The 6,286-nt window shown below is 70.4% G+C and carries 1 protein-coding gene and 1 pseudogene; one reads left to right on the top strand and one right to left on the bottom strand.

The annotated features are described in order from the left end of the window. Positions 1-1,178 (top strand): annotated as a pseudogene (locus ABZ749_RS26660) (hypothetical protein); the annotation flags it as partial. An 81-nt stretch (positions 1,179-1,259) separates the two neighbouring features. Here the strand turns inward: ABZ749_RS26660 and pulA are convergent. Beyond that, on the bottom strand, positions 1,260-6,286 hold a 5,027-nt coding region (pulA, locus tag ABZ749_RS26655), incomplete at its 5' end, for a pullulanase-type alpha-1,6-glucosidase (protein WP_357232637.1).

The raw sequence follows: 6,286 nt of genomic DNA, 5'->3' as shown, positions 1-6,286 counted from the left end.
CCGCGGACTACTTCCGCATCCTCAACGTCGGCGCGGGCGGTCACCTCACCATCAAGGGCCTGACCATCAAGGGTGGACAGACCCTCGAACGCTACAACAGCGTCGAGCCGGCGGCCGTCTGGGCGTCGTACTCGGACTCCGAGGCGATCGCGGCTCAGGTGAAGGCGGGCGTTCCGCTGAACCAGGCGCTCACCGCCCGGCAGGCCAACCCGAAGGCGGGCCTGACGGCCGCTCCGAAGGTCACGGCCAAGGCCGCGCCGGCTGCCAAGGCGGGTGTCGTCACGCCGCTCGTGGAGTACCCGGAGGACACCGACGGCGCCGGCATCCTGGTCCAGCCGGGCGGCACCGCCGAGATCCTGGAGTCCGAGGTCGTCCTGAACCAGTCGGGCGGCAACGGTGGTGGTGTGGCCAACTTCGGCACCACGAAGATCTGGCACAGCACCGTGACCCGTAACACCGCCTTCTTCTTCGGTGGCGGTGTCTTCAACGCCGGCCTGCTCAAGGTCGAGGAGTCGAAGATCACCGACAACACGGCCATCATCGGTGGTGGCGGTATCTCCAACGGCGCCGCTCGGATCTTCGCCGACGACGTCGACGGCGGAACGGTCGAGCTCAAGAAGGCCGAGATCAACGACAACGAGACGCTGGGCTTCGGCGGTGGCTACCTCGACATCGAGGGCAACACCACGGCGTACGGGACCAAGTTCGTCTCGAACACCGCGGTCCTCGCCGGCGGCGGCCTGGCCGCGGCGGACAGCCAGCTCAACCTGCACGAGGTCTCGGTGGAGCGGAACAGCACCGCCGGTGTCGGTGGCGGTGTGGCCATCGCGTTCGACAGCGCTGTCACGTTCGAGAAGAGCAGCATCAAGGACAACACCGCCGGCTTCTTCGGCGGCGGGCTCTTCAACGCCTTCAGCGTCACGACGCTGCGCGACAGCGAGGTTGCCGGTAACCGGGCCATCGGCCCGATCGGGGTCGGCGGCGGAATCTTCAACATCTTCGGCGAGGTCAACCTGTCGAAGACGAAGGTCGCCCACAACTTCTCCACCTTCGAGCCGGGCGGTGTCTTCAGCTTCTTCGGAGACGTGAACGTGGACGACAAGTCCGCCATCACCGCGAACCGTCCGACCAACTGCCTGGCCATTCCGGGCGGCACCATCGAGAACTGCTTCGCCTGATCACCTCACTGTGAGCACGGCGTAGCGCCAGCACAACGGGCCGGCCCCCTTCCGCGAGACGCGGAAGGGGGCCGGTTCACGTCACTTCTGAACGAAGACCGCCACGCTGCGTGCCGGTACGGTGAAGGTGCCGGCCGCCCGGTCGAACGAGGCGGTACGCAGCACCGGGTCGGCCGAGTCGACAAGCACCGGGTGCAGTGCCACGTCCGCTCCGCGCAGTCCGGTCACCGTCTGGTCGACCGCCGACGGGGTGCTGTTGAAGACGACGGTCAGCGACTTCCACGGCCCGCCCAGCCCACTGGCGTCCAGGGTCATGGTCAGCACACCCGGCGTCTCCGGCGCGCCGGACAGTGGGAACGCCACCCGTCGCTGTACCTGCTCGGCGGTGGCCAGCCCGAACACCGGCGACGACGCCCGGACGCGCAGCAACTCGGCGTAGCGGGCGTCGGTGGTGTTGATCGCCGCGCAGTCCGGCACCAGCGCCGGGTCGGCCAGCAGCGGCTTCGCGTACGGCCACTTGTCCTCGTTGTCGGGCGCGGGCGGCAGACCGGCGCCGAACCCGTTGCCCCGTTCACAACCCCAGCGGATCCGGTTGAACCAGTCACCGGAGTTGTACGAGTTGCGGTCCAGCGACTTCGACCGCAACCGTTCGGTGCCGGCGGTGACGAACCCGGTGCCCTGTCCCAGCACCACAGTGCCCAACGCCAGCACCTGCATCCGGGAACGGTCGGTCGCCGAGGTGGCCTGCGGCAGTTTGTACGCCAACGCGTCGTACAGGATCTCGTTGTCGTGCGCGTCGGCGTAGGTGACGGCCTCCCCGGGCGCTGCGGTGTAGCCGGCCGGGGAGCCGTTGTAGTCGACCTGCGCCCCGGTGACCTCGTGCCCGGCGCTGTCGGTGAACCGGTAGTCGCGCAGGTTGCCGGTGAGCCCCACCTTGATCAGGTCATGGGCACGCAGCAGCCGGGCCTTCTGCTCGGCCGGTGACCCGTTGACCGGGTCGCCGTTCGGGTCGGTGTAGAGCCCGGAGGCGAAACCCTGCACCCTCGGGTTCTCGTCGAATGGTCCGCCGCCGCGCACCGCGTCGCGCAGCCGGTCGTTGAAGGTGCCGATGCCGGTGCCGGCCATGTTGGCCTGGGTGGCCTGGACGAAACGGGCGTCGTTGGCGACCTCGCCGAAGTTCCAGCCCTCGCCGTAGAGCATGATCGCCTTGCCGTCCACGCCGTCGCGGGCGACGGTCAACCGGTCCAGGGCCGCCCGGACGGCCAGGATGTTCGCCTTCGGGTGGTGGCCCATCAGGTCGAAGCGGAAGCCGTCCACCTTGTACTGCCGTGCCCAGGTGACCAGCGAGTCGACCACCAGCTTGCCCATCATGGCGTGCTCGGGAGCGGTGTTGGCGCAGCAGGTGGAGTTGGCCACCGCGCCGTCCTCCAGCAGCCGGTGGTAGTAGCCGGGCACGATCTGGTCGAGCACCGACTTCGCGTCCGTGCCGGCCGCCGACGTGTGGTTGTAGACCACGTCCATGACCACCCGCAGCCCGGCGTCGTTCACCCCGGCGACCATCCGCCGGAACTCGGTGGTCCGCGCCGCGCCGACCGGGTCGACGGCGTAGCCGCCCTCGGGCACTGTGTAGTGCAGCGGGTCGTACCCCCAGTTGTAACCGTCGGTCTCGGCGACCGCCGCCACGCACTTCTGCTGCTCGGGCGAGTCCGGTGGCAGCGCCGCCAGGTCGCAGGCCGGCTGCCGCTGGTCGGCCCGCTTCTCGGGGATCGTCGCGAAGTCGAACGCCGGCAGCAGGTGCAGGTAGTTGACCCCGGCGTCGCCGAGCGCCCGCAGGTGGGTCATGCCGGCGGTTCCCGGGTCGGTGAACGCGAGGAAGGTCCCCCGCCGCCCGGCCGGCACGGTGTCGTCGGCGATGGAGAAGTCCCGCACTGACAACTCGGTGATCTGCGCCTTCGCGGCCGGCACCGGTGCCGGTTTGCGCAGCGTGCGCCACCCGGGAGGTGCCAGCGCCGGGTCGTTCAGGTCGACGAGCTGGCTGTGTGTGGAGTCGGCGGCGAGGGCCACCGAGTACGGGTCGGTCACCGACGCGGTGACCGTCCGCTGCGCCGCCGGCTGCCACGCCCGCACCTCGTACCGGTAGAACTTGCCGGTCCAGGTGTGGTCGCCGCGCACCGACCAGACGCCGGTACGGTCGTCGCGGCGCATCGGCACCGTCTTCGGTGCGGCGGTGGGCGAGTCGAACAGGTGCAGGCGCACGCTGTGGGCGGTCGGTGCCCAGAGCGCGAGGCTCGGCGTCCGCCCCGCGAAGGTGGGCCCGAGCGTGGCGTCGGTCGCGCGGGAGTACACGTCGTCGAGCACGCCGGGGATCTGCACGCCGGTCGCGGCGAGCAGCGCGCCCTCGGCGTCGCGCTCGGTGACCAGCAGTTGCCCCCGCAGCGCCGCCGGGACCTTGGCCAGGTCCGCCCGGTCCAGGGCGAAGCTACGGTACGACCACAGGTGCGGGAACCTGTCGCGTTGGGCCTCGGTGAGCCCGTTGCGCTGCGCCCGCAGCGGCATCGCGGTGTACGTGCCGGTCAGCTCGCCGTCGACCACGCTGACCCCGCCGGTGGGCGCGGTGACCAACGCGTACGTCCTGCCGTCGGTCGGCGGTGTCCGCCACGCCACAGTGGACCTGTCGATCCAGTGCGCCTCCTGCTTGCCGATGTCGGTGTCTCCGCTGGCGGTGGTGGCCGTCGACGGCAGCAGACGCCCGGGCGTGGCGGCGAGCAGCCACACCTCCCGGCCGGCGCTGGCGAAGTCGAGCCGCTGGTCGTCGGGCAGGTCCTTGGTGTCGCCGTTGTGGATGATGTAGTTCAGGCCGGTGGCACCGGTCGCCAGCGGCACCCGGAACACCGCCCCGAACGCGTCGACGGTGCTCGGCCGCAGCGGGGCGGACCACTCGGTCGGGTTGGCCGCGCCGTCCCACAGGTGCAGGCCCCAGCCGTCGTAGTTGCCGTCGGCCCGCCGATAGTGGAGCACGGCGGTGCCCTCCTCGACCGGCGGCTCCGGTTCTCCGGCGGCCGCCTGCCTGCTCGGGTAGATCGCCGGGTCGCCCTGCTTGAGCCAGATCTCGCCGGTCTGGGTGACGTCGATGCTGCGGTCCTGGGCGACGTCCTTCGTACCAGCCTTGTCGACAACCAGGAAGTTCACCGACGTCGCGCCCGGCTTGAGTTTCACCCAGGCGAACCGGCCGTAGGAGTCCTCCCCGGCGAACGGCTGCCCCTTCGGCCACTCGGTGACGTACGCCGGGTCGATGTCCCCCCAGGCGTACAGCCCCCAGTCGTCGTACCCTCCGGCCGGGCGCTGGTAGTGCACCACCGCCCATTCCCGGGAGCTGCCCTGCGGCGGGGTTCCCACGACGGCGGTGGACCGGGCGGTGGCGGTACGGCCCCGGCCGTCGCGGACCACCGCCTTGTACTCGACCCGGGTGCCGCCGGCCAGTCCGGTCAGGTCGTGCTGCACCGTGTACGGGGCGTGGTCGGCGCTGCCCAGCAGTGTCCACCGGCCGCCGGCCACCCGCGCCGCGACGGTGACGGTGGCCAGCGGGTCGCCGGTCACCCGGGCGGTGACCGCTGCCCTGGTGGCGACCGCCGCGTCCGGAACCGGGCTGGTGATGGTGACGGTCGGCTTGTCGGCCGCCGGTGCGACGGGTTTGTCGGCCCGGTACACCGCCGCTGACAACGGCGGCACGGTGAGGGTCAGTTCGCCGTCCCCGCCAGCGGTGGCGCGGTCGGTGCCGCCGTAGATGCCGGTGAAGGTGGCGCCGGCCGACCAGGTGTCCACCGTGACAGTCTGCGCGGTGTCGGCGTTGTTCACGGCCACCACGTACTCGGTGCGGTCGGACGGGGCGATCCGGGAGGCGGCGAAGACGCCCGGCCCGTCAGCCGCGTACCGGGTGACCTGCACGCCGTCGCGCAACGCCGGGTGGGCCTGGCGCAGCCGGCCCAGGTCGGCGATGGTCCGGTACAGCGGGTGGGTCGGGTCGAACTGGTCGCTGGCGTGCGTACGGTCGGTGCCGAGCAGGTCGTCGTCGAGGTAGTCGGCAACCTTCGACGCGAACATGTCCTGCCGGGCGTCCTTGTCCCCGCCGGGGCCGGTGAAGCCCTGTTCGTCGCCGGAGTAGACCACCGGCTGGCCCCGGGTCAGGAACATCAACTGGTGCGCGAGCTGGTCACGACGCAGGTGGCTGGCCGGGTCGCTGCCACCACCGGCGATGAACGATCCGATCCGGCCCATGTCGTGGTTGCCGAGGAAGGTGGTCAACCGACCCGCGTCGGTGTCCCGGGCCGCGTAGAGGTCGTCGCGGGCGTACACGTCGGCGAGCGCCTTCGCGGAGCCGGCACCGGCGGTGAAGCCCCGCGCGGCCTCCTGAAAGGCGAAGTCGAGGGTGGCCGGCAGACCACCCTGGCGGACGTAGCTGGAGCTGATCTCCGGGTCGGCGCTGTACACCTCGCCGAACATGAAGAAGTCCTTCTTGCCGGCCTTCTCCGCGGCCCGCTCGATGCCCTGGCTGAACTGCGGCCAGAAGTCCATGTTGACGTGCTTCACGGTGTCCAACCGGAAGCCGTCGACGCCGGTCGCGCCGATCCAGTCCCCGTACGCCTTGGTCAAACCCCGCACCACCTCGGGACGCTCGGTCCACAGGTCGTCGAGGCCGAAGAAGTCGCCGTACTCGCTGTTCTCGCCCGCGAAGGTGGAGTCACCCCGGTTGTGGTACATGGTCGCGTCGTTCAGCCAGGCCGGGACCTTGACGCTCGCGTCCTTCGAGTCGGCGAACGTCGGCGTGTACGGGAAGGACTCCTTGTCGACCGGCGGGAACGCCCGGGAGCCGTCGACGTAGTTGCGGTCCTCGAACGCCCGGCCCTGCGCGTCGGTGTACGGCGAGGTCGCCTTGTCCACGTACGCGTACCTGTCCTCGGCGTACTTGATCACGTCGGCGGTGTGGTTGACGATCACGTCAAGGTAGATCTTGAGGCCACGCTGGTGGGCGAGCTTGACCAGCCGCTTCATCTCTTCCATCGTGCCGAAGTGCGGGTCCACCTGGGTGAAGTCGGTGATCCAGTAACCGT

Source organism: Micromonospora sp. NPDC047753 (assembly GCF_040642735.1).
Taxonomy (GTDB): Bacteria; Actinomycetota; Actinomycetes; order Mycobacteriales; family Micromonosporaceae; genus Micromonospora.
The sequence above is the reverse complement of the archived record's forward strand: the minus strand, read 5'-3'. Positions and strand labels throughout refer to the sequence as shown.